Source organism: Dokdonia pacifica, from assembly GCF_900188275.1.
Taxonomy (GTDB): domain Bacteria; phylum Bacteroidota; class Bacteroidia; order Flavobacteriales; family Flavobacteriaceae; genus Dokdonia; species Dokdonia pacifica.
The window spans coordinates 222,085-242,954 of record NZ_FZNY01000002.1; the positions used below are offsets into that span (position 1 = coordinate 222,085).

Genomic DNA, 20,870 nt, shown 5'->3' on the forward strand with positions numbered 1-20,870 from the left:
TTCTACTAGGGCTTCGTAATAGAATACTATATCTTTGCACGCTTAAAATTTACCGTAATGCAACGTATATTCAAAAATTTTACATTTAATCCTAAAGATGATATCCTCTCTGGACTTACGGTTGCTCTGGCATTGGTGCCAGAAGCTGTAGCATTTGCTTTTGTAGCAGGTATTGATCCATTAGTGGGATTGTATGGTGCTTTTATGATGGGGATTGTAACAGCACTCTTTGGAGGACGACCAGGTATGATTTCTGGAGCTACAGGAGCCATGGCGGTTGTCATGGTGCATATGATTCAGAAAGGAAATGAAGTAGGTGATGCACTAGCAACGCCCATTGATAATTTAGGATTACAATGGTTGTTTATTACACTTCTTTTTGTGGGAGCTATACAGATTACAGCTGGAATTTTTAAGCTTGGAAAATTTGTACGTTTAATTCCACATCCCGTAATGATGGGATTTGTAAACGGTCTTGCAATAGTTATTTTTCTATCTCAATTAGGTTTATTTCCTAAAACAGGTACTAAAGATATTTCGATTTGGTCACAAACAGGAGAATGGTTTTCTACTATTTTTTCAAATGGCGCTTTATGGATGATGCTTGCGTTTGTAGGTCTTACCATGGCTATTATGTATTTCTTACCTAAGATTACAAAAAAAGTTCCCGCAGCACTAACTGCTATTGTTGTGGTAGCTGCTATAGTAATCTTTGGGAAACTAGATATGAGTACCGTAGGTTCATTTATACGTGATGGAGGTGGTACTGGATTAGAAGGAGGTTTACCTACATTTCAATTTCAGATTTTTGGTCTCCTAGATACATTAGAAGGCCATTGGGGATTAATTGTCTCTACTGCTTTTATACTTGCTGCTGTTGGATTAATTGAATCATTAATGACATTAAATCTTATCGATGAGATGACAGAAACTCGTGGTAGTGGTAATCGTGAGTGTGTGGCACAAGGAAGCGCAAATATTCTGAATGGACTTTTTGGAGGTATGGGAGGTTGTGCTATGATTGGACAATCTATTATTAATGTAAATTCTGGAGGGCGCGGACGTTTATCTGGTGCTGTAGCAGCTGTCGCTCTTTTATGTTTTATATTATTTGCAGCTCCTCTTATTGAACAAATCCCAATCGCTGCATTGGTAGGTGTGATGTTTATGGTGGTTATCGGAACTTTTGCATGGTCGAGTTTTAGAATTCTTCATAAAATCCCTCTAGCTGATGCTTTTGTACTTATTGCTGTATCGGCGATAACGGTTTGGAAAGATCTTGCTGTAGCGGTAATTGCAGGAGTTATTATGAGTGCATTGGTTTTTGCATGGAAAAATGCAACTATGATTCGTGCTCGTAAGCGTATCAAAGAAGATGGTACCAAAGTGTATGAAATATGGGGACCTTTGTTCTTCGGGTCTATTCAAAATTTCAATTCCAAATTTGATGTGAAAAATGATCCTGATATTGTAGAAATTGATTTTATAGAATCTCGTGTAAATGATCATTCTGGAATTGAAGCTTTGCGAAGTATTGCGAACAAATACTTAGATGCTGGCAAACAAGTGAAATTAACACATCTTAGTCCAGAATGTAAAGCTCTATTGTTAAAAGCAAACCCAAAATTTGAACAAGTAATCGCTACTGCGGTAGATGATCCTCGTTATCACGTAGTGACAGATTTATTAGATACAGAAGTATAATTTTATATAACTAGTATATTCAAGGCCTCAAATAAAAGCTTATTTGAGGCTTTTTAATGTTATAAAGTCTTTTAGATCTCTCAATGCTTTAAGTTTTCTACCATTACGCTAAACCCATAGTAATTAAATAGAATTTTCTTTCAAAAGTTCTTAAAATCATTTACATTTTTGATAACTAGACAGTTACTTAATTATTTCTATAAAGAGTATTCCTAACCTTATTAAACACAGGTCTGACATGCTTTTAGGAAAATTGACATGCGTAAAATCTTACAATAAATATAGTAATTGCCACAAAACCATTATAAATCATTATACGTACGGAGGTTAGAAATAGGGGCAAATGCCCCTATTTACTATAAAAAGTACTAGTGAAAGATTTTTTTGTGTAGATTTGTATCATAATTATCTCACTAAAACAATTATTAATTATGAAAATTTTTACTCTAAAGAGTGCATTACTATGCGCACTTTTAACAACTTTTGTAGGTTTCTCTCAAGGAACAGGAACTACAGACAATTCAACAAACGTACCGATAGGAATTCAAAACAACCATGGTGTTGAAGATACACGTGGAGCAGAAGTGCCTTCTGTACTAGTAGCTGCAGCTCCTGGAAATGCTGATTGGATTGATGATGTAGAAGCAAAACTAGATGGAACAGGTCTTGTTGCTGCTGATACTTTCTTAACAGGTGCTGGAACTCCTACCCTTGCAGAGCTTCAATCGTATGATGCTGTATTAGTATTTACAGATGCTGGTGTTGCAGACCCTATGGGATTTGGAGACATTTTAGCACAGTACATTGATGGTGGTGGTGCTGTAGTAGATGCTACATTTACACCTAATGTTTCTATCACTGGTGGATTTACAGCGTATGAGTTATATTCTAACTCTGGACAATCTAATGGTGCAAATTTAGGAATAGGTACTATTAATGAGCCTAACCATCCTATTTTAGATGGTGTTTCTTCTTTTGATGGAGGAACTGCTTCTTTCCATAATACGGGAGGAACTATTGCTGGGGATGCTACTGTAATTGCAGAGTATACAACAGCAGCTCCATTTATTATTGTTCAAGAGAATGTAGGTCCTGCAAGTGCAAGACGTACTTTCCTGAATTTTTATCCACCTTCTATCGATGCGCGTGATGATTTTTGGGATACAGCATCAGATGGTGCTTTAATTATGGCAAATGCGTTACGTTGGACTTCTTTTTTCAGTGATGGGCCTTCTGTACTTATTGTAGCCTCTCCAGGTAATCCTGATTGGATTTTTGATGTAAGATCTAAATTAGAAGAAACAGGTACGTTAAATGCTGACACCTTCCAAAGTGGTAGTGGTACACCTACGCTTGCACAACTTCAAAATTATGACGCGGTATTCTTATTTACAGATGCTGGTGCAGCAGATCCTGCGGCATTAGGAGATGTACTTGAAGATTATATCGATTCTGGAAAACCTGTTGTAGATGCAACATTTACACCTAATGTTGCAATTACTGGTGGATTTACGCAGTATGAGTTATACTCAAATTCTGGCCAGTCTACGGGTACTAACTTAGGGTTTGGTACAATCTTAGAACCAGGAGATCCTATTCTTACTGATGTAAATACATTTGATGGAGGAACTGCTTCTTTCCATAATACAGGAGGAACCATTGCAAGTGGAGCTACAGTAATTGCAGAATATGCAGATGGTTCTCCATTACTAATCAGAGATAGTAATGTAGGTCCTGCAAATACAAGACGTGTATTTATTAACTTTTATCCACCATCTATCGATGCGCGTGATGATTTTTGGGATACAACATCAGACGGAGCGTTAATTATGCGTAATGCATTATTATGGGCTATCAATGGTGTGGTACTTAACACAGATGATAATGAGTTAGGTATTGATATTTCTGTATATCCTAATCCTGCTCAGAATGAGTTAAATATTACGAATACATCTGGTGTTTCTATAGAGAAAACACAAATTATTGACATGGTAGGTCGCATTGTAACAACTATCGAGCCTAGTAATGCTGTCAATAGAACTATTGATATTTCAAACTTAACTACAGGTATTTACTTCTTACGCTTAGAAAGTGTAGATGCTAGTAGTGTAGTCAAATTTATTAAGAAATAAATTTGATGTAGTTTCTAATATATATTTATGATTATAATAGTAAACCTCGCCTTTGGCGGGGTTTATTATTTCATAGTATTTGGTAGTGTAACGAGGTTAATAGTATCTATAATGAAAGCTAGTTATAAGATGTTTTTTTAAGATAAATAGAGTGAATACATACTTTTTAGTAACTTTATATGATCAACCCCAAAATTTAAAACATGTCAAAAAATACAGATCTAGGTTTATTGATATTACGTGTAGGTGTTTCAGGATTAATGCTTACCCATGGTCTTCCCAAATTATTAAAATTACTTCAAGGAAACTTTGAATTTGCAGATCCCATAGGATTAGGTAGTACAATCTCTCTTATTTTAATAGTTATTGCAGAAGTAATCTGCCCGGTACTTATTCTTGTAGGAATAAAAACACGTATCGCTACCATCCCTCCTATTATTGCAATGGCTGTTGCAGCTTTTATGGTACATGGAGCTGATCCTATAGGTACAAAAGAAAAAGCGTTACTCTATTTAGTTGCCTTTATAGCCATAGGTCTTATGGGAGCTGGAAAATTATCTTTAGATAAAAAATAATATCGATTCACAATACATACATTTTCTATTATATACATGAAAAAACCTCGTCGCCAAACGAGGTTTTTATTGTTTACATTCTAAAATATACAGATATCTAGTATCTGATCATATGACTTATTGCTGATTAAAAACATCCATTACTCCATCAAATTGAGATACATCTATATCTCCTGCTTGGATGGTCTTGGCAAGATTTGCCATGTCTGCAATATTCATATCATTTCCTAATAAACGAGCTAATACAAACCCTTTAGAATCTTCTGAAGCAAAGACAATTACTTCGTCTATTGCATCTTCTTCTCCTCTAAAATAAAGCTTCATATTTCCCATATCAGAATTAACTTTCATTAATTCTTCATAATCATCACTAGCAAGTATGGTTGATACTTTTGCTACTTCACTGTCAAAAGTTGCCGTGGTTCCATCTTTTAAAGGATACGCCATGATATTAATTTTACGTACCGTTTCAAGAACTTCTTTTTGTTTTGCGTCTAATGCTTCTGAATCCTTACTTATTAAACTAGTAGGTACATCTACTAAGATAAAGTTGGTGTTGTCTTGATTTGCTACATAATATTCTTGTAGCGTTTCTCCATTGTTACAACTTGTAAGGGTTATACCAGCAAATAAGACGATGGCTATTATTTTTACTATTCCTTTCATGATTTATCCTTTTTTTGCTTTATCTACATCCTTAAGTGCTTCACTTCCTTTAAAGTTTAGCTCTTGTGCAAGTTTTGAAATTTGTTTTAAATCTATGTTTCCTGTTACTTGAAAGAATACAGTGCGGTCTTCACCATCTATATCACCATTAAGAAACATCACAAATTCTTTTACATAATCATCATTACTTCCTGGCTTGTAATAGAACTTTACATTCTTACCATCATCTGTAGCTCTTAAAAGCTCTTCAAGATTAGAAGAAGAAATATAGTTATTCATGGTGCTATTCATTTGAGATGCTAAGTTTTCTTTGGTAGTCGTAAACATTTTTACATTTTCAAGATTGTTTACTAAGTCTATATAAGCTTGCATTTCAGGATCTGATGAGTTAAGATCTACTTTACTCAATAATTTGAACATTTTTTGATTCATCACCATAGATGAAACACCTTTCATAGATTCAAATTTATCAAACTGATTTTGTGCGACCATCGTCATAGATGATACTAACAATACTACTGCAATAATTATTTTTTTCATTTTTTGTATTTTTTATTGTTTAAAAAAGTTGCTGGTTGTTGTATTAAATTCATTTACTGCACCCAGCTGTGCAGTGCTTTCACTAAACATTTTTCCCATTAATCCTAATGCTTGTTTGGTTTTTAGGACACCTACTTCTTCAGGTACGTTCCCAACATATTCTCCAGTATTAAAATTATCAGGTTCACTATCGATTTGAGTTGCAATTCCTATGGCAAGTATGACTACGGCTGCTACTCCAGAAATCCAACGAAGCATAGGCTTCTTTTGCTTTGGTAAGTGTATAGGAATATCATAGGTGTCTTGCGATGCAATCGCAAAGGCTGTAAATAAATCTCTATAACTTTCTAAATGAGGTGCGACAAGATCACTTGTAAAATACGTGCGTAGTTGCTTTTCTTGTGCAAGCGTTGTTGCTCCCTCAAAATAGGCTTCCAGTAACTGCTCAACTTTATTGGATTCCATAGTTTTGTTTTTTAATTAATGCTTCTCTTATGGTTTTTCTAGCTCGTGATAATGCAACGCGAACTGCTGTTTCATTCATTTCTAACATAGCGGCAATTTCTGAATTATCAAATTGCTCTACATCTCTTAATTGCAGGATTAACTGCTGTTGTTCGGGTAAATTTTTCATTAACTTATATACCCATTCTACTTCATTTGAAGCTTCAATTTGTCTTCCAGTATTACGAGAATGATCTTCGTAATTATTGTGAACTATTCTAAGGTTATTATTTCGTTTTGCCTTTAATGAGTCGTAACAATAATTTTTTGTCATAGTCATCGCAAATGCTTCGACACTTCTGTATTGCTTCATTTTAGATCTACGTGTCCACAAACGCAACAAAATTTCTTGAGTTGCATCTTGTGCTTCATCTTCAGAGATAAGTAATCGTTTGGCCACACGATATATTTTATCTTTAAAAGGGTTTACAAGATCTATGAACGTTGTTTGATCCATTTGTTATTTCGGTTAGTTACTAGGGAGACGAGTTGCTATATATTTTGTTACAGCAAACTTTATTTTTTTTTATAAAAAAGTTAATTTTTAAAGATTCTCCTTCAAAAATAAGTACATTCAATACGACTAATAATTTAGCAATCAATATATAAAGAAAGTGGTATACGCTTTCGCGAAAGCGTACTCAGCACCCTACTTTGTAACATCTTGGTTCGTTCTAATACTAATTAGCAAAGCAATATATATGATCTTAACAACTACGAACAGTATAGACGGAAAACAAGTTACTAATTACCTTGGAATCATTGTTGGAACTACCTATACATCAAATACAGGAGCCACAAAAGGAATGTCTTTTAAAGATATATTTAACTCTAAAAAGTATTATGAAAACTATGAAAAAGGACTTGAAGCAGCAAAAGAAAGTGCCTTTGACAAATTAAAAGTACAGGCTTTAGAAAAACAAGCCAATGCTATTATTGGAGTTTCAATAGACATAGAAATGATGAGCACAACTGGAGTTACCATGATATCTGTTATAGGAACTGCAGTAAGAGTACAATAATAAAAACAATGATATGTAAAAGAACAACCTCTCAACATCCAGATTTTATACAATTAGTTCAATATTTAGATGCAGAATTAGCCGAAAGAGATGGTGATGAACATGCATTTTATCATCAGTTTAATAGTATTGACTCATTACAACATTGCATTGTTTTATATGAAGGATCTGAAGCAGTAGGCTGTGGCGCTATAAAAACGTATGATCATACAACTGTAGAAGTAAAACGCATGTATGTCACAAATACTCAAAGAGGTAAAGGCTTGGCAACACAGGTATTGATGCATTTAGAAGCGTGGGCTACAGAATTAGGTTTTCAAAGATGTGTATTAGAAACTGGAATACGACAACCAGAAGCGATTGCATTGTATAAAAAAATGGATATCATCAAATTCCTAATTACGGTCAATATATAGGCGTAGAAAACAGTGTCTGTTTTGAAAAGCTTTTATAGATTTGAGCCATGAAAGAGAATGTCTTAATTATTGGCGCTGGATTAACAGGGCTATTACTTGCCCATCGTCTTAAAAAACAAGGAGTTCCAGTTATAGTACTAGAAGCAAGAGATCGTATAGGAGGACGTATTTATACACATCTTTCTGCTCAAGAAACACCTATAGAAATGGGAGCTACTTGGTTAGGAAGACAACACACAGCTTTAGTTAGTTTACTACAAGAATTAGATATTTCAATATATCCTCAATACACTGAAGGGTCTGCTTGGTATGAACCAGCACCAATGCAAGCTCCTCAAGAAGTACTATTGCCTCCTAATGAGAGCCCTAGTTACAGAATACAAGGCGGAAGCAGTGTATTAACTCATACGCTAGGTAAAGCCTTAGGTACAGATGTTATTCTTCTAGATACAATTGTCACTAGTATAAAAGCTACTGACAAGGCAATAGAAGTGCACACAAAAGATAAAGTGTATACAGCATCTAAAGTAGTAAGTACCTTGCCTCCTAACCTATTAACCACATCCATACAATTTTCACCTACACTCCCTGAGGACATTACAGCTATTGCAAAGAAAACACATACTTGGATGGGAGAATCTATTAAATTTGGTATTTCGTATGCCAGTCCATTTTGGAAAGAACACCATTGGTCAGGGACGCTATTTAGCAATATAGGGCCTATTACAGAAATGTATGACCATACCACATTAGAAAGTGGTAAATACGCCTTAAAAGGCTTCCTAAACAGTAATTTATCTATAGTAACAAAGGAGATACGCCAAGAAAAGGTATTTGCACAACTTAAACGAACCTTTGGCGAGAAAGCATTGGAATACATCGCCTATGAAGAAACCGTATGGCAAGAACAAACATTTTCATATGCTCCTTATGAAAATTATGTATTACCACATCAAAATAATGGGCAAGCATGTTATCAAGAAACACATTATGACAATCGATTTTACATAGCTGGGTCAGAAACAGCTTCCTATTATGGTGGATATATGGAAGGTGCTGTACAAAGTGCGCAACAATGTTATGAACATATCCTCAAAAACATAAGCTATTAAAGTGTTTCGTTGTGTATAAAACATAACTATATGTTCATATTTAGATGCAATAATCGGCGTATCTTTGCAATATGCGCACTTATCAAATCATCTTAAGCGCTTGTTTAGCTATAGCAACCTATACTACTCAAGCACAAATTGTTATCAATGAATTAGATTCTGACACTCCTAGTACCGATACGATGGAGTTTATAGAATTAAAGTCAGATACCCCAGAAATGTCATTAGACGGTTTTGTTTTGGTCTTATTTAATGGCTCAACAAGTGGAAATGACTCTAGTTATTTCACTTTAGATCTAGACGGGTTTACCACAGATATTAATGGGATATTCCTGATCTCCAATAATGATGTATCGCCTGTAGGTGGTTTTATATTATTTGATAGCACCATACAAAATGGTGCAGATGCTGTCGCTATTTATCAAGGAAATGCATCCGACTTTCCTGATGGTACACTAGCCACTACTACCAATCTCGTTGATGCATTAGCACATGATACAAATGATGCCGATGACACTGTTCTATTGGGATTATTAGGCCTCACTGAACAGATCAATGAAGGAGAAAATGGTAATCAAACAACAGAATCTATACAATTAGATAATGACGGAACTTATTTTGTTGCAACTCCTACCCCAGGCGTTCTAAATGATGGTTCTGGTCAATTTATAAATGGAATTGGGTTTACAACAAGTAATGATCAATATACAGAAGGAGATAGTTTTGATATTGTATTCAGTACTGTAGAAGAGGTCACTGAAGAACTTACTTTTGAATTTTCGCTTTCTAATGGAAGCTTTAATACGTCAGATTATACAGGAGCTACTACTATTACGATTCCTAATGGATCAAATACAGCGACTACAACAATTCAGCTTGTGGATGATAGTGATGATGAAGGTGATGAAGTATTACAAATCACTTTTGGAGAACTTCCTGATACCTTTAGCCGATTAAATGATAATAATCAAATAAGAGTGATTGATAATGATTTTACAGTTGCTGCATGGGGTACACCACTCAATCCTACTTTTGATCAAGTAGAAAGTACACAACCAGAAGGATATTATGACACTTTAGACGGACTGGCTGGTGATGAGCTTGTACAAGCAATTCAAGACATTATTGCAAATCCTGACGTAGTACGTGCACAAACATATGCAGATGTCATTGATATCATAAATGAGGCAGACCAAAGTCCATTAAATAGCAATCAAGTATGGTTAGTGTATACAGAGCAACAACGAGCCAAATTAGACTTTCAAACCTCTGGAGGAAGTAATGTAGGGCTTTGGAATAGAGAACATACCTACCCTAGATCACGTGGTGGTTTTGATGATATTGATATCGATGAAATTGCCGATGGTATAGATGTATTTATTACTACCGAAGCAGATTCATTACGTCATGCAAATAGTGATGCTCATGGGTTACGTGCTGCCGATGGCCCTGAAAATAGTAATCGTGGAAACTCAGATTATGGAGAATATTCAGGTCCTGAAAATACACAAGGAAGTTGGCAAGGCGATGTAGCGAGAGGGATTTTCTTTTTAACCATACGCTATAATGGTCTAGAAGTCGTTTCTGGAAACCCTCCTAATAGTACCGTGGGAGAATTAGGTGATTTAGACATCTTATTAGATTGGTATCGTAATGATCCTCCAGATGACTACGAACTCAACCGAAACAATGTAGTATATACTTGGCAATTCAATAGAAATCCATTTATAGACCTTCCTGATCTTGCAGAATTTATTTGGGGAGAAAACGCTGGAGAGGTATACAATCTTCCATTAAGTACAGAGACATTTACAACTTCCAATATTCGTATGTACCCAAATCCTGCAAAAGAGATTCTTACCTTAGAAACTCCAAACCTTTCTGGGGAAGCTAGTATCTATACCCTTGTAGGGCAAAAAGTACTCACAACGTCTATTCATCATACCACACGTATTCCGCTTACATTATCGACAGGAATCTATTTAGTACAAGTAACCACTCAGGAAGGAATAGAGACATTACGTTTGGTAATAGAATAGTATTATGGCGATATACGCTTTCGCGAAAGCGTATACCACATCATAACCATAGCGAAAACGTTATCGGCGAAATTGATCCCAAAAACGGTCATAAAACCTAGTATTCTGTATCTTTATGGAATGAGAAACTTCATACTATTACTAGCCATCCTAACATTGGTAAGCTCTTGTAAAGAAGCCTTACCAGAATACACAATAGCAAATGCAAATACCATTAGACTTAATCAAGTTGGGTATTATCCACAGGCTTCAAAAAAAGCCATTATAACAGATACAACACAGGCAACTGTTTTCTATCTTGTTGATCAACAATCACATGAATCTATATTTCAAGGAACTCTTTCTGAAAAACTAACTTGGAAACTTGCGGGCGAAACGGTACGAGTTGCTGATTTTTCAACCTTCACAACACCTGGAAATTATAGTGTATATATAGAAAATGTAGGGTACTCCTACCCTTTTGAAATAAAAGAACATGTGCTCTCCGATGCTTTTACAGCAAGTGTCAAATCCTTATATTATCAACGTGCAAGTATTGCTTTAGAAGAAAAGCATGCAGGCGTTTGGGCACGTAATGCAGGACATCTAGATAAAGCGGTTACATTTCACTCTTCATCAGGTCGCGAAGGCACAAAAGACGCTCCAGGAGGTTGGTATGATGCCGGAGATTTTGGAAAGTATGTTATTAATGGTGCATTTCCATTAGGGCAAATGATGACATTATATGAACAATATCCTTCAGTATTACCCGACACGAGTCTTAATATTCCTGAAAGCGGTAATAAAACACCAGATATTCTAGATGAATTTAAATATGAACTTGATTGGTTATTAACCATGCAAGATGATGATGGAGGTGTATTTTTTAAATTGACTACCAAGCGTTTTACAGGGATGACACTTCCTGAAAAAGGAAAAGAAGAACGTTTTATTATAGGGAAAGGTACTGCGTCAAGTCTTGATTTTGCAGCAGTAGCTGCAAAAGGCTATCGACTTTTTAAAGAGATAGATGCTGCGTATGCAAATAAATGTCTCGCTTCCGCGAAAAAAGCCTGGGAATGGTCAAAAGCAAATCCTACGGTTGCCTTTTCAAATCCAGAAGATATCGTTACTGGAGAGTACGGAGATGGCAATTTTTCTGAAGAATGGTTTTGGGCCGCTGCCGAGTTATATCTAAGTACTGGAGATGAAGAGTATGTAACCTCTCTTAAGCAAAGCACTGTCAATCTCAATAATTATAAAGGCGGGAGTTGGAATAATTATATGAAATACATTGGGGCTTTTGCATTGATAGATCAGTCTAAAGATGAAGCCATCGTGAATGTATTAAAGAACAATATTGTACAAGCGGCAGATAAGCTTGTATCTACTGCAACAACCAATGATTACTTTCAACCTATTACGGTTTTTAATTGGGGTTCTAATAGTGATGTTTTAAATGCAGCTATGATTATTGCACAGGCATATCGTATTACTAAAAAACCAGAATACTTAGTAGCTGTACAGGAAATCACAGATTATGTGTTTGGTAAAAATGCGATTGGTTATAGTTTTATTACTGGACATGGCGATAAAACGCCTCTATATATCCATCACAGGCAAAGTGCTGGAGATGGCATAGAAGCACCTGTACCAGGTTTTATTTCTGGCGGACCTAACAATGCAAAACAAGATCGTAACGATGTTACGTATCCTGAAAACACCTCTCCTATGAATTCATGGGTAGATCAAACACCAAGTTATGCGAGTAACGAAATTTGCTTGAACTGGAACTCGGCTGCTGTATATGTTTTAGGGTTTCTAGAACAGGAAAGTAAATAAATACCTTATGGATTCGTATGAAGAAACCCATGAAACATGGAATCGTATGGCAAAGCTGTATGAAGAAGTGTTTATGGATCTTGATATATATAACGCTTCTTATGATCAATTTTGTGAGCTTATAGGTACCGAAGAAGCGGCTATACTCGAAATAGGTTGTGGGCCAGGGAACATTACGAAATACCTATCTAAACAACAGCCTAGCTATAAGATACTCACAACAGATGTAGCTCCAAATATGATAGCCTTAGCTCAGAAAAACGTACCAAATGCTACGTTTAAGATTTTAGACATAAGGCAACTACATACGTTAAAAAAGCTCTTCCATGGGGTTATTATTGGTTTTGCTCTTCCCTATATCTCAAAAGAAGATACGATACAGCTTTTCAAAAATGTCTATGAAAAATTGTATTCAGAGGGAATTTTATATATAAGTTTTGTCGCTGGTAATTATAAAGATTCTGGATTTATAATCGGTAGCTCAGGAGATCGTTCTTATTTTTATTATCATCATATAGATGCTATTACGGAAGCACTATTATCACAAGGGTTTATAATTAAAAGGCACCTTGAAGTGCCCTACAAAAAAAGAAATGATACTACTGAAATACATACCATACTTATTCTTCAGAAGTAGTCTTTAACATTTTTTTGGCTTAATTATTGGTGAAGAGTATGCATCATCATACTAACCATTTTTTTATGAAGTCAATTATTACGCTACTACTGGTTACCAGTGCTATTTTACCATCTTCACAAACAACTCCTTATTCAGGAGAATACGCTAATAAAAACAAAACTGAAAATGGAGAAGTCTATGAATGGCATCTTTCCCTTAAAGAAGATGGCACATTCTTATACCATTTTTATAGAGATTTAAACTGTAATCAATGTATTGAAGAGCATTTTTATGGAAAAGGAACTTGGAAAGGATCTAAGAAAGTGATTACATTTTATGCAAAAGAAACAGATATAGATGTAAATCATACCATCAACTTCAACAAATCTAAAGCACGAGTTTATAAAAAGACTTCTAAAAATAAATCCAAAAAAAATCACAAACAATCAATTTGGTTTTATGCTTCTGAAACTCCTTCTATCAAAGGATTACAGTTATATAAGGAGAAATAAATTAAAATGTATATTAGTACTCTTAATTCAATATATTACCAAATGATGAGATTTTTTATTTTGCTTGGACTTATACTTATAACCTCTGTTACACATGCTCAAAAAGAAGGGCAAACATTTTGTGAAGCCTATGCAGAAGATAGTTACTTTCCATTAAGTATTAAGGTGAAAAAAATCTTTTGGCAAGACACACATTACACAGAAAAACGTTTAGAAACTAAGACCATAAATGGTAAAGAATATATAGGATTTTCACAGCTTTGGAAAGAAGGCAACTCAGATACTATGTATTTAAGAGAAGAAAACGGTATTGTATATCAATATGAAGAATGTTGCGAGACGGAAACAGTACGTTTTGATCCTTCATTTAAAGAAGGGCATACTTGGACTACTGTTGACAAGGGAGCAACATATACGATAGACACACTAAATGGAACGCTTAAAACCCCATTCTGTGAATACAAAAACCTTATTGTTATAGATTTTAAATTAACCACATTTCAATGTAAGTTCTACTACAAAAAAGGATATGGATACATTGGTGCTACATTTAAAGATACTCTTATCTCATGTGTAACACCAACATTTGATTTGGATTAATAATAATAATACTATGTTTTAATATCATCAACGCAACCCTTCATATAATCTAAAGTCTTTTTAATGTGTATACACTAACATTAACAAAGACAAAATAATTATATGATACAACAACTCAAAAAACTAGTATTTCTCGTCTTAATTATTACAGCGATAGCCTGCGAAAAAGATGATGCTATTATAGATTCTGAAGTAACAACACCAACTATCGAAACACCGTTTCTTGAAGGTTTTTCAGATAACTTTGGGGCAGAAATCACACGTTCGTTTATAGGAACAATTATAGATAATAATCGACAACCTATTGATGGTGTTCAAGTTACCATAGGAAGTAGCACAGCAATAACCGATACCAATGGAATATTCATTATTGATGATGCGACTGTCAATGAACGATTTGCCTATATAAAAGCCTCTAAAATAGGATATATACATGGTTCTCGCGCTTTAGTTCCAACACTTGGGGCAAATAAAGTAACCATCATGCTACTGGAAGAAACTGTTGCAGGAACAACAACTAGCGGCACTTCAGAAACTATTAGTTTAAGTAACGGAGCATCTGTAAGTCTTAACGGTGAATACATAAAAGAAGATGGGAGTCCATACCAAGGAACTGTCGATGTCATCCTACATCATCTAGACCCAGTAGATCCAGAAGTCAACGAGCAAATGCCAGGTATGTTATATGCTGCAAATGCTAATGGCGAAGAACGTTTATTACAGACATTAGGAATGCTTGCCGTAGAATTACGGGGAACTAATGGAGAAGATATAAACTTAGCAGATGGAACTACCGCAGAAATTAGAATTCCTGTAGATGCTTCCTTAATGGATAGTGCACCTAATATAATTCCGCTTTGGTATTTTGATGAAGAAAGAGGATTTTGGGTAGAAGACGGAGAAGCTACACTTATAGGAAACGAGTATGTAGGAACAGTCACACATTTTTCTTTTTGGAATTGTGATATCCCAGCAGAGGCGATCTCTCTTTGCATTACTATAACCTCACAAGATGGAGGCCCTTTATCTAATACATATGTTGGTATCACTAGTGAAAATTATGGAACCAGATATGGCATAACTAATTCTTTAGGAATTGTATGTGGATTAGTCCCTCACAATGAAAGTCTAATAGTAAGCGGAGGATTAAATTGTAGTGCCGGGGATACTATTTTCTCCGAAAATATTGGTCCATTTTCTTCAGATACTAATATAGAAATCACCCCTACATACAGTGAGGCAAACGAAGAAACTATCACTGGGATATTTACTAATTGTGATGGCGATCTAATTACCAATGGATATGTAGAAGTTACTCATGGAGGCAATCAATATGTAGATCTAGTACAGGATGGAACTTATGAAATTAACTTTATTCGTTGTTCGGAAGATGAAGTGTTTACTATTAACGCAGTTAATAATGACACTTTTCAATCTAGCGGAGAAATTAATTACACATTTACCTCTCCTATAACTAATCTCACTGCTATATCTTCCTGTGATGAAATAATACAATTTATCACCTATCAAATTGATGATAATCCGACTATTAGCTATTTATCTATAACACAAGCATTTGATGATCCAAACCTTTTTTTAAGTGGATCTAGCCAAGATGGAGCTATATCTTTTGCTATAGCTAACATTACCAATAGTGAATCTGAATTACTAACTATCTTTTTAGAAGATGCTAATGGAGATAGTATTGATCCACCTTTAGGGGACACTTTAAATATGACACTAAATGTAACTTCTGTTGGAGAATATGAAGAATACATAGACGCTAACTTTTCTGGAACATATACAAATATTAGTGATAATACGACACATACTTTGGACGGTGCTATTCATGTAATACGATACTTTTAAAAAGAACTGCTCTGAAAAAGTAAAACCCACCTTTAATAAGTGGGTTTTACTTTTTATGTAAGTATATCACTCCTTTTTAACTTCTCTAGTTTTAAATGGCTTTGAAAGGCTACTACGTCCTAAAATATATCCTGAGATTCCTCCAAGTAGCGCAGAAATCTCTTTACCACCTAGAATCTCCGTAATTCCAAATAAGATAATGGCAATAATGATAGAAAATATCGTAATAAATTGTAACCCTGCATCTCCAGTAAATATGGATTTACGTATCTGATCATCCCTATTTGCAATAATAAAGAAACCCACAATCACAATACCTACTAAAAAAGCAAATGACCAGCTAATTTGTTTTTTGAAATTCTGTCCCACATAAGATGTATTGTTAAGCTCAGTCACCTTTGCCCCAACACTTGATAATTCATCTGTCTTTTTAAGAACATGCTGTACCTTATTTTCTATAATACGTCTAAAGCCTTCTGAAACACTCATAGATTCTAAATCTAAAGAACTTACATCAATATCAGAACTAAGTGCTGGCAAAATGATCTGTGTTTTAATATCTTGAAGACGTTTGAGTTGTAACTCATGATCTGTGGCAAACATGCTAGTATCTCGATGAGTTTTCTTTAGCTCTTCATAATTTTTTACCAATTTTTCTAAGCTCTCTGATCGCTCTAATTCTGTAAAAAGACTACTAATTTCATACATCATCCCATACATATTTGAGATGAGTTCCAGACGTTCTATTTCCAACTCATGTAAGTCATTAGGGAGTACTACTTTATCGTTTGATGGGTAAGAAGTCTCGTCTATTTGACCGAATGAATTATGAATAATAAAGAATAACAGAAAAAACAAAACTGATTGGATAGTTTTCATACGTAGTATGGATTAGAGGTTAGAAATCCAATCTAACTACTATCCGTTACAAATAAACAGGTATTTATACCTGTTTATTTGTAAAAAAGTATGTATTACTCATCCTACAAAAAGGCATACAATGGCTATAGTCGTAATCCAAAGCCAAAATTAATTCGGAGGCCATCATCAGAGTTAAAAGCTCCAAACTGCCCAGATATCATATCGACAGCATTTATCCAGAAACCGCCTCCTACAGAAGTGTGCCACACATCTCTATTACTTGTAAAATCATCAGGAAACCATACTCGCCCAATATCGGCGCCTCCAAAAATTCCTATTTGAATAGGTAGTAATCCTGTTTTAAAACGATTAAAACTATATCTTAGATCAGCGCTTCCCGCTAAGGCAGATTTTCCAGTAAATCGCTCATTTCTAAAACCACGTAATCCATTACGCGCTCCAAGCGTTGCGCCTTGATAGAATTCAAAAGAATCGCCTAGATTAAATTGCCCTTGTACTTTTGTTTTTAGTACCAGTTTTTTATTTCGCGAAAGCGAGTTATAAAACCCAAGGGAAGGTGCGATATATCCATAACCACTTTTGGTATCTTCAAGATTTAATTTTGATCCTATTTTAAACAAAAACTCCATTCCTTTAGAAGGGTTTGCTGGGTTATTTGAACTTAAAAATTCATAAGCAAATTCTACACCTCCAAAAAACTGAGCATCAAAAACACTAGAGAATGAAGGATTAAAGGCTTCAGTAATAAAACGACCCTCTGTTGCTTCTACTTCTATACGTTCTACTTTTGCTGTAGCACTTAACCTACTTCCATAATTATTATCCTTGACAACGCCTATATGTGCTTCAGAAATACTTGTTTTAACACGGTTAAAATCCAAATCTAAATCATCATCAAAGTTTTCTGTTCCATTTCCGAAACCAAAAAAGTTTAAAGCAAAGTTCTCACTAGTAAATCGAGCGCCTACTTTAAGATTCCACTCCCCTAGCGAGTTTGCAAACTCTCCATTATAACTAAAATCAAAACCACTGGTTGCAAAGAAATACCCTGCTTTAAAAACGTGCTTTCTATGAAAAGGATCATTCTTAAATCCTTTTACAGTATAGGTGTCTTGAAGCCCAATTACAATACCATCATCTGGATTAAAACCAATAGATGGTAATACACTGTTTACTTTGGTAATGGTTTTATTGAAATCATAGGTATTATGAGAATAAATATTTGATTTTTTAATGTGAGCGCCTCCTCTTTTTACAATCGTATTAGGTTTTGTTTTATGATCGTAAATTTTGATTTTACGTCCATCTTCAATTGTATACGTATCATTATTCTGACCTCCTATAATACGTGTGAAAATTGGTTTTCTCCCTTTTCCGCTTACGCGAAAAGTATCATCGTCATCTAATCCGTAAATCCATAATTCTTTAGTCTCATTTGGATTAATCAATCTATCAATATATGGTTCTTGAACTCCTCCATTTTTAATACGTGATACTCGTACACGTGTCCCATTTGCCTCTCTAGTGATTTCAAAATGATCGTCTTTATCGGTTCCTTTAATGACTACTAGTTTTGAAAGATGATCGTAATATCTAGCTGCAATATCTACGAGATTCCCTCTACGTTCTTTGAGTTTGCTTTTGATGGTTTCTAGAACATCATCTTGAACTTCTTCTGGAAAAGCTAAGAAGGCATTATCAATAACTGCATCTGTTAAGTTTTCTTGAATATATGTGGCTTGAGCGATCCAATGCGCTTTTGTGGAATTAGGCAATAATGCGTGGTCTAGCTTGCTTCCTGCTATATTTACCCATTTTATATCATCTAACGTTCCATCATATTCCTGAAATTGTCTTGCTGGAGGGATTAACGCTCTTGTAAAATCTAATAGACGTCCATCATAATTTGAAAAAGCTTGATCACGGTCTCTAGGAATAGGTTTGTACTCTTTAATACCATTAGCATCAAAACGTGCCCAACGCCACTGATCTGCATGACGATCCCAATCGCCTAATAACATATCAAATAAACGTGCTTTTATGAATGCTCCTTCATGTATTTGGTATTCTTCATCTTTTCTAAGATGCTCAAGAACATCTGAAGTGCTTTCAATCTTATCTGGTTTTCCAAAAGAAGCCACATCTAGAAAACCATCATCTGGACGTTCTTCTATAATATATAATTCGTCTCCATATGTCTCATTATATTTTCCTAAAGCTGGATGTTTAGGCATCCATACTAGTTGAGGATTTGTATGGTATACATCTATAGCATCTGCAAGATCTCCTATTGCAAGACTTGCATATGGATGGCTTGATGTATAAAAATCAAGAATCACCTCTTCTGTAAACGTATCTCTAAACTCTTCTTGTACAAAGTTGTCTTTAAACACTACTGATTGTAAAAATTGCACCGCGCTCTTTTTAACAGCACGTAGGGCAAAATTTCTTCCGTCTTTATCTACTAATCGTAGTGATCTAGTTTGGTGTCCGCCTCCTTTACGATCTATAGTAACGCCTCCCATTAGGGTATCTAATGTCAAAACGGGGACTTTAACATCAGTTCCATATACGTAGCGATAATGATCTCCCCATAGTCTAGTGTACGACGCACTTTTTTCTGTATCTTCTTTGGAATAGGCTGTTGCTTTTTTTGTAGGGTCAAAACGTGAAGGTAATCCGCTAGCATCATAGGTAGCAGTTTTGGGATGTACTTCAGTTTCAAATAAAAACGATGCATTTCCATCTTTTGCACTATAGTAACGCACTTTTGAAGAACCATCATTATAAACATCTAGTACCGCAAAACCTTGCCCTCCGTAAGCAAATAGTCCATTATCTCGTAAAGTTACTGCCGATTTTTTTGCACCAGATCCACTTACAATCTGTTTAATTCCGTTATTATCTATATACTGCAAATTATGCTCATGACCAGAAACAAAAATGGCCTTATTCGTATCATACGCCAATGTTTCCAATCGACTCATAAGCTCATCATATCTTTGATTTGCTCTATCTTGAGGTGATACGCCTCCTTGGCTACGTATTTGAGTTATTAAGGTAGCTAATCCAGGTAATGGAATCTTTGATTGAAATGGAAACAAATGTTTTTCTAAGGCATACGCACCTCCATGAATACCGTTAGTATACATAGGGTGATGCATCGCAATAAGAATCGTTTTTTCATTATTCTTTTTAAATTTACTTTCTATCTCTAAGAAAAACTCATTTCTAGTTCGGATGTCACACTCGTCATTCATAGTGGGGTTTTTATCCCAATCTTCAAGATACCACTGTGTATCTATAAGGAGTAATTCAATTTCATCCGAAACAGAAACCGTTTCTATAGGACATCCGTTTTCTGGTAAGAATGTGTTTTTGCCTAATACATCTTCTACATATTTTTCTTGTCGTTTTAGGCCTTTTAAACCATCTCCAAACCAATCATGATTCCCCGGAATAAAGACAACCTTTCCATTAAAATTCTCAACAATATTTAGTTGGGCTTTTAATTTATGTTCTGCATCTGCCCTATCCTCTGATGTTTTTGTTGGTAGTCCTTCTTCATAAATATTATCTCCTAAAAAAATGGTATAATCATTTGTAGAAGTTACCGTATCCAATACTTTTTCTAAAGCAATTAATGCATCTGTGCTTCCATTAGGTACCGCACCACCGGCATCGCCTATTAAGTAAAAGGAAGCCGTTTTTTTATGCTTTCGCGAAAGCGTACTTTGCCCATTAACCTCTACATATTGAGGCATATAAGTAGCACAACCAAGCATAAAAATGAGAATAAAACTATAAACAAAAAGGTATTTTATCTTCATATGTAATTTTTAGTGTAATTTTAGGTC

Annotated in this window: 17 protein-coding genes and 1 pseudogene; 12 read left to right on the top strand and 6 right to left on the bottom strand. The window is 35.0% G+C overall.

Annotated features, from left to right (window positions below; translation table 11 throughout):
• Positions 1-57: 57 nt before the first annotated feature.
• The 3 genes from CHB80_RS08300 to CHB80_RS08310 all read left to right on the top strand — a co-directional run bounded on the left by CHB80_RS08300 (position 58) and on the right by CHB80_RS08310 (position 4,411).
• Complete coding sequence (locus CHB80_RS08300; RefSeq protein ID WP_089370984.1) at positions 58-1,704, top strand: SulP family inorganic anion transporter; 1,647 nt, start codon at positions 58-60, stop codon at positions 1,702-1,704.
• Positions 1,705-2,135: 431 nt separating this feature from the next.
• Positions 2,136-3,836 carry a T9SS type A sorting domain-containing protein gene (locus tag CHB80_RS08305; RefSeq protein WP_089370985.1) on the top strand — a complete coding sequence of 567 codons (1,701 nt, stop codon included), beginning with the start codon at positions 2,136-2,138 and terminating at the stop codon, positions 3,834-3,836.
• 203 nt (positions 3,837-4,039) lie between these two features.
• Positions 4,040-4,411, top strand: a complete 372-nt coding sequence (locus CHB80_RS08310) for a DoxX family protein (RefSeq protein WP_089370986.1) — start codon at positions 4,040-4,042, stop codon at positions 4,409-4,411.
• 117 nt (positions 4,412-4,528) lie between these two features.
• Here the strand turns inward: CHB80_RS08310 and CHB80_RS08315 are convergent, their stop codons facing one another.
• From CHB80_RS08315 to CHB80_RS08330, 4 genes are read right to left on the bottom strand one after another with little or no spacing between them, the layout of a single operon-like run.
• On the bottom strand, positions 4,529-5,077 hold the full coding sequence (locus tag CHB80_RS08315) for a DUF4252 domain-containing protein (RefSeq protein ID WP_089370987.1): 549 nt from the start codon (positions 5,075-5,077) through the stop codon (positions 4,529-4,531).
• A gap of 3 nt (positions 5,078-5,080) precedes the next feature.
• Positions 5,081-5,617: a DUF4252 domain-containing protein gene (locus CHB80_RS08320; RefSeq protein ID WP_089370988.1), complete on the bottom strand. Its 537-nt coding sequence runs from the start codon at positions 5,615-5,617 to the stop codon at positions 5,081-5,083.
• Between the two features lie 12 nt (positions 5,618-5,629).
• Entirely contained in the window at positions 5,630-6,082 is a 453-nt protein-coding gene (locus CHB80_RS08325; protein ID WP_089370989.1) for a hypothetical protein, read from the bottom strand.
• Entirely contained in the window at positions 6,069-6,578 is a 510-nt protein-coding gene (locus tag CHB80_RS08330; protein WP_089370990.1) for an RNA polymerase sigma factor, read from the bottom strand. The genes CHB80_RS08325 and CHB80_RS08330 overlap by 14 nt, the downstream gene beginning before the upstream one ends.
• A 244-nt stretch (positions 6,579-6,822) precedes the next feature.
• On the opposite strand from CHB80_RS08330, the gene CHB80_RS08335 reads away from it, so the two are divergent.
• From CHB80_RS08335 to CHB80_RS08375, 9 genes and pseudogenes are all read left to right on the top strand, one after another.
• Positions 6,823-7,143, top strand: a complete 321-nt coding sequence (locus CHB80_RS08335) for a YbjQ family protein (protein WP_089370991.1) — start codon at positions 6,823-6,825, stop codon at positions 7,141-7,143.
• Positions 7,144-7,151: 8 nt separating this feature from the next.
• Positions 7,152-7,597 (top strand): annotated as a pseudogene (locus CHB80_RS08340) (GNAT family N-acetyltransferase).
• A 9-nt stretch (positions 7,598-7,606) separates the two neighbouring features.
• Positions 7,607-8,671 (top strand): flavin monoamine oxidase family protein, encoded by a 1,065-nt coding sequence (locus CHB80_RS08345; RefSeq protein WP_089370992.1) that lies wholly within the window; start codon positions 7,607-7,609, stop codon positions 8,669-8,671.
• 71 nt (positions 8,672-8,742) lie between these two features.
• Positions 8,743-10,710: an endonuclease gene (locus CHB80_RS08350; protein ID WP_089370993.1), complete on the top strand. Its 1,968-nt coding sequence runs from the start codon at positions 8,743-8,745 to the stop codon at positions 10,708-10,710.
• Between the two features lie 120 nt (positions 10,711-10,830).
• Positions 10,831-12,531 (top strand): glycoside hydrolase family 9 protein, encoded by a 1,701-nt coding sequence (locus CHB80_RS08355; RefSeq protein ID WP_089370994.1) that lies wholly within the window; start codon positions 10,831-10,833, stop codon positions 12,529-12,531.
• 7 nt (positions 12,532-12,538) lie between these two features.
• A complete protein-coding gene (locus CHB80_RS08360) occupies positions 12,539-13,168 on the top strand; it encodes a class I SAM-dependent DNA methyltransferase (protein WP_089370995.1) in 630 nt (209 codons plus the stop codon).
• A gap of 65 nt (positions 13,169-13,233) precedes the next feature.
• Positions 13,234-13,662, top strand: a complete 429-nt coding sequence (locus CHB80_RS08365) for a hypothetical protein (RefSeq protein ID WP_089370996.1) — start codon at positions 13,234-13,236, stop codon at positions 13,660-13,662.
• A 42-nt stretch (positions 13,663-13,704) separates the two neighbouring features.
• Positions 13,705-14,262: a hypothetical protein gene (locus tag CHB80_RS08370; protein ID WP_143337078.1), complete on the top strand. Its 558-nt coding sequence runs from the start codon at positions 13,705-13,707 to the stop codon at positions 14,260-14,262.
• Between the two features lie 102 nt (positions 14,263-14,364).
• Positions 14,365-16,131: a hypothetical protein gene (locus CHB80_RS08375; protein ID WP_089370998.1), complete on the top strand. Its 1,767-nt coding sequence runs from the start codon at positions 14,365-14,367 to the stop codon at positions 16,129-16,131.
• A 66-nt stretch (positions 16,132-16,197) separates the two neighbouring features.
• Here the strand turns inward: CHB80_RS08375 and CHB80_RS08380 are convergent, their stop codons facing one another.
• Together CHB80_RS08380 and CHB80_RS08385 are read right to left on the bottom strand one after the other, a co-directional pair.
• The gene (locus CHB80_RS08380; RefSeq protein ID WP_143337079.1) at positions 16,198-17,010 is read right to left on the bottom strand and encodes a hypothetical protein; all 813 of its coding nucleotides are present in this window, start codon (positions 17,008-17,010) and stop codon (positions 16,198-16,200) included.
• A gap of 125 nt (positions 17,011-17,135) precedes the next feature.
• On the bottom strand, positions 17,136-20,843 hold the full coding sequence (locus CHB80_RS08385) for a metallophosphoesterase (protein WP_089371000.1): 3,708 nt from the start codon (positions 20,841-20,843) through the stop codon (positions 17,136-17,138).
• Between the last annotated feature and the right edge of the window lie 27 nt (positions 20,844-20,870).

Coding starts and splice junctions, on each gene's coding strand:
- CHB80_RS08320 (WP_089370988.1), bottom strand. CDS start 5,617: ATGAAAAAAATAATTATTGCAGTAGTATTGTTAGTATCATCTATGACG.
- CHB80_RS08310 (WP_089370986.1), top strand. CDS start 4,040: ATGTCAAAAAATACAGATCTAGGTTTATTGATATTACGTGTAGGTGTT.
- CHB80_RS08300 (WP_089370984.1), top strand. CDS start 58: ATGCAACGTATATTCAAAAATTTTACATTTAATCCTAAAGATGATATC.
- CHB80_RS08385 (WP_089371000.1), bottom strand. CDS start 20,843: ATGAAGATAAAATACCTTTTTGTTTATAGTTTTATTCTCATTTTTATG.
- CHB80_RS08305 (WP_089370985.1), top strand. CDS start 2,136: ATGAAAATTTTTACTCTAAAGAGTGCATTACTATGCGCACTTTTAACA.
- CHB80_RS08365 (WP_089370996.1), top strand. CDS start 13,234: ATGAAGTCAATTATTACGCTACTACTGGTTACCAGTGCTATTTTACCA.
- CHB80_RS08330 (WP_089370990.1), bottom strand. CDS start 6,578: ATGGATCAAACAACGTTCATAGATCTTGTAAACCCTTTTAAAGATAAA.
- CHB80_RS08355 (WP_089370994.1), top strand. CDS start 10,831: ATGAGAAACTTCATACTATTACTAGCCATCCTAACATTGGTAAGCTCT.
- CHB80_RS08350 (WP_089370993.1), top strand. CDS start 8,743: ATGCGCACTTATCAAATCATCTTAAGCGCTTGTTTAGCTATAGCAACC.
- CHB80_RS08325 (WP_089370989.1), bottom strand. CDS start 6,082: ATGGAATCCAATAAAGTTGAGCAGTTACTGGAAGCCTATTTTGAGGGA.
- CHB80_RS08370 (WP_143337078.1), top strand. CDS start 13,705: ATGATGAGATTTTTTATTTTGCTTGGACTTATACTTATAACCTCTGTT.
- CHB80_RS08360 (WP_089370995.1), top strand. CDS start 12,539: ATGGATTCGTATGAAGAAACCCATGAAACATGGAATCGTATGGCAAAG.
- CHB80_RS08335 (WP_089370991.1), top strand. CDS start 6,823: ATGATCTTAACAACTACGAACAGTATAGACGGAAAACAAGTTACTAAT.
- CHB80_RS08375 (WP_089370998.1), top strand. CDS start 14,365: ATGATACAACAACTCAAAAAACTAGTATTTCTCGTCTTAATTATTACA.
- CHB80_RS08345 (WP_089370992.1), top strand. CDS start 7,607: ATGAAAGAGAATGTCTTAATTATTGGCGCTGGATTAACAGGGCTATTA.
- CHB80_RS08315 (WP_089370987.1), bottom strand. CDS start 5,077: ATGAAAGGAATAGTAAAAATAATAGCCATCGTCTTATTTGCTGGTATA.
- CHB80_RS08380 (WP_143337079.1), bottom strand. CDS start 17,010: ATGAAAACTATCCAATCAGTTTTGTTTTTTCTGTTATTCTTTATTATT.